Here is a 3550-nt window from a genome sequence, read left to right on the forward strand (position 1 = left end):
CACCACCGTAAAGCTGGCCTACATGCACGCCGCCCGCGACCACATCGCCAAGGCCGAGCAGACCGGCAAGTGGGAGCCGGTCAAGATGTTCGACGACATCAACGCGGCCGTGCAGGCCACCGTCATCGAGCACATCGGCGAGTTCGGCAGCAAGGGAGCGGCGGCATGACGACCTCGGTCAAGCGGGCGCTCATTCTCGACTGCGACGGTGTCCTGGCCGACACCGAGCGGGACGGCCACCTGGTCGCGTTCAACCAGACGTTCCGCGAGCTCGACCTGCCGTTCCAGTGGTCGCAGGAGGAGTACGCCGACCTGCTGAAGATCGGCGGCGGCAAGGAGCGGATGCTGGCCTACCTGCGGCAGCATCCGGAGCTGGACTTCGGCACGCCGGAGGAGGCCGCGGCCAAGGTCGCCGCCGCCCACAAGCGCAAGAGTGCCGTCTACGTCGAGCTCGTCGAGCAGGGCGCGCTGCCGGGCCGGCCCGGCGTCAAGCGGCTGATCGAGGCGGCGCTGGACGCCGGCTGGCAGGTGGCGGTGGCCTCCACCTCGGCCACCCGCAGTGTCGAGGCCGTGCTGCTGTCGGTCGTCGGTCCCGACACCAGGGCCCGCATCGCCGGCGTCTGGGCCGGCGACATCGTGCCGGCCAAGAAGCCGGCTCCGGACATCTACCTGCTCACCCTGCGCGAGCTGGGCCTGTCCGCCGACGACGCCGTGGTGGTGGAGGACTCCGAGGCCGGGGCGAAGGCGGCGGCCGCCGCCGGCCTGCGGCACATCGTCACCGTCAGCTCGTTCACCGCGGAGGATCCGTTCCCCGCCGCCGCCGTGGTCGTCTCCGACCTGGGCGAGCCCTCGGCGCCCGCCCGCTACCTCGCCGGCGCCGACATCCGTCAGGACGGCGTCGTCACCGTCTCCTCGTTGGAGCGCATCCTGTCCGAGACGCCGGCCCCTCAGGCGAGCGTCCCGGCCTGATCACCGACAGCCGCATGACGCCCCGCCCCACCGTTCCCGGGGCGGGGCATCGTGCGGCCCGAGCGCGCCCACCTACAGGTCGTAGTGGAATTCGAGCCGGATCTTGTCGCCCCGGAACAGGATGCGGGAGTACTCGAACCGCTGACCCCGCGCATCCGAGATCTCCTGGCGCAGCAGCAGCAGCGGCGTCGTCCGCCGGATCTTGAGCAGCTTGGCCTCCTCCGCCGTCGGCAGCGTGGATTCCAGGCTCTCCTCCACCGAACTCATCCGCAGGTCGTACTCGTCCTCCAGGATGACGCACAACTGCCGGTTGACCAGATCGTCGGCGGCCAGTTGGGGCGCCAGCTTCTGGGGAACGAAGGAGGTGTGCAAGCTGATCGGCTCGTTCTCCACCATGCGCACCCGGCGCAGCTGATAGACCTTGTCCTCCGGCGAGATCTTCAGATGCTGGGCCACTCTCACGTCCGCGGTGACCACGTCACTGGACAGCACCCGGGTGGTGGTGGCATAGCCGAGCTGCTCGAGCTGCTCGCGGATGCCCATGTACGCCGGCGACCGGGTGCCGATCTTGCGGTGGGCGACGAACGTACCCTTGCCCTGGACGCGGAACAGCAGCTCCTCGTTGACCAGCTGGGCCAGCACCTGCCGCGCGGTCATCCGGCTGATCCCGTACATCCGGTTCAGCTCGTTCTCCGACGGGATCTTCTGATCGGGCTTCCACTCGCCACGCTCGATCTTGTCCCGCAGCACGTTGGCCAGCTGGATGTACAGCGGCGTCGACCCGCTGCGGTCGAGCGAGACCAGAGCCTCGTCGGTCGATAGGACGGTCATGTCCGGACAACCTCCGCACGGAGCATTGTGTTCCCCCTGGCCGGTGTGGCGCTGTGCAGGACGGCAGTGGCTTCACACAGCAGGAAGAAATATTGCGCCAATTGTACGTCTTCGCGCTCACCGAACGCGGTGGGCGCGCACGCTCCGTTGTCCCACCGTCGCCGGATCGAGACGGAACGGAGCGCCAAATCACATCTTGCCAGCCGAACCTATACATGTATAGAGTTGTATAGCAAGACCGGCGGTACCACTGCCGATTGTCAGGTCGGGATCTCGACGAGGAGAGGGTGCGTTGATCATCGCCCCGGAGCATCCCGGAGATCCCATCCCACCCGACCAGCCGAAGGAAACTCCCGATGCCTGAGACGACGCCCCTCAAGCCGCTTGCCCCGTGGGTCACGCTGAGCTCGACCGACGCCGACTGGGACGCGCTCGACCCGGCCGTCCTGGACACCATGCTCGCCCAGCTGCACCTCATCCGCGCGTTCGAGGAAGAGGTGCTCGTCCTCGCCGGCCAGAAGCTCGTCAACGGCCCGGCCCACTCCTCCATCGGCCAGGAGGGCGGCGCGGTCGGTTCGATCCTGCCGCTGGTCGCCGACGACCAGGTCAACGGCTCCCACCGCGGGCACCACCAGTTCCTGGCCAAGGCCTTCGGTTTCGTCGCGCCCGACGGCATCGACCCGCGCCGCCCGCTGTCGGACAAGATCACCGAGGTCCTCTACAAGAGCATGGCCGAGATCGCCGGCCTGGCCGACGGCTACTGCCGCGGCCGTGGCGGCTCCATGCACCTGCAGTGGATGGAAGCCGGCGCCATGGGCACCAACGCGATCGTCGGCGGCGCCGTGCCGTTCGCCGCCGGTTTCGCCTTCGCCGACAAGCACGCCGACACCACCAACGTCTCGGTGACCTACTTCGGCGACGGCGCCACCAACATCGGTTCGGTCCTGGAGACCATGAACCTGGCCGCGGCCTGGAAGCTGCCGGTCTGCTTCTTCATCGAGAACAACCAGTACGCCGTGTCGACCACCGTCGAGGAGGCCACCGGCGACGCGCGGCTGTCCGCCCGCGGGCTCGGCTTCGGCATCCCCAGCTGGAAGGTCGACGGCATGGACACCGTCGCCGTCTACCTGGCCATGCAGCAGGCGCTGGAGACCATGCGCCACGGCGGCGGCCCGACCGTCATCGAGGTCGACACCTACCGCTACTTCCACCAGAACGGCCCGTTCCCGGGCAGCGCCTTCGGCTACCGGGCCAAGGAGGAGGAGCAGAGCTGGCGCGACCGCGACCCGATCGCCAAGCTCGAGGGCCACCTGCTGCGCCGCGGCCTGTACACCGAGGTCGAACTGGCCGGCGTCCGCAAGTCCATCAAGGGCGCGCTCGGCGAGATCGGCTCCCGGCTGGTCGAGCAGGACCCGAACGGCAAGCCCGGCCAGCAGCGCATCCGGCCCGAGCTGTGGCCGGACCCGGCGTTCGTCGACGTCGGCATCCGCGGCGACCTGTCCTCGCTGGACGGGTTCAAGGTCCGCGAGAACGACCAGTTCACCGCCGACGAGCTGGAGAACCGCAAGTTCGTCGACGTCGTCGCCGACGTGATGGGTGTGCGGATGGCCGAGAACGGCCGGATCGTCGTCATGGGCGAGGACGTGCACCGCCTCAACGGCGGCTCCCGCGGGGCCACCAAGGGCCTGCGCGAGAAGTACGAGGACCGCGTCTTCGGGACGCCGATCTCGGAGGCCGCGTTCACCGGCCT

Annotated in this window: 3 protein-coding genes; 2 read left to right on the forward strand and 1 reads right to left on the reverse strand. The window is 68.8% G+C overall.

What is annotated here, in order from left to right; genetic code table 11:
- Nucleotides 1–165: 165 nt before the first annotated feature.
- Complete coding sequence (locus ACOJUF_RS13450; RefSeq protein WP_420122347.1) at nucleotides 166–969, forward strand: HAD-IA family hydrolase; 804 nt, start codon at nucleotides 166–168, stop codon at nucleotides 967–969.
- Between the two features lie 72 nt (nucleotides 970–1041).
- Here ACOJUF_RS13450 and ACOJUF_RS13455 read toward each other — a convergent pair whose 3' ends face one another.
- On the reverse strand, nucleotides 1042–1800 hold the full coding sequence (locus tag ACOJUF_RS13455) for a GntR family transcriptional regulator (protein ID WP_420122348.1): 759 nt from the start codon (nucleotides 1798–1800) through the stop codon (nucleotides 1042–1044).
- A gap of 356 nt (nucleotides 1801–2156) precedes the next feature.
- On the opposite strand from ACOJUF_RS13455, the gene ACOJUF_RS13460 reads away from it, so the two are divergent.
- On the forward strand, nucleotides 2157–3550 hold a 1394-nt coding region (locus ACOJUF_RS13460; protein ID WP_420122349.1), incomplete at its 3' end, for a thiamine pyrophosphate-dependent enzyme.

The organism is Nakamurella sp. (assembly GCF_048594475.1).
Taxonomy (GTDB): Bacteria; Actinomycetota; Actinomycetes; order Mycobacteriales; family Nakamurellaceae; genus Nakamurella.

Coding starts and splice junctions, on each gene's coding strand:
- ACOJUF_RS13450 (WP_420122347.1), top strand. CDS start 166: ATGACGACCTCGGTCAAGCGGGCGCTCATTCTCGACTGCGACGGTGTC.
- ACOJUF_RS13455 (WP_420122348.1), bottom strand. CDS start 1,800: ATGACCGTCCTATCGACCGACGAGGCTCTGGTCTCGCTCGACCGCAGC.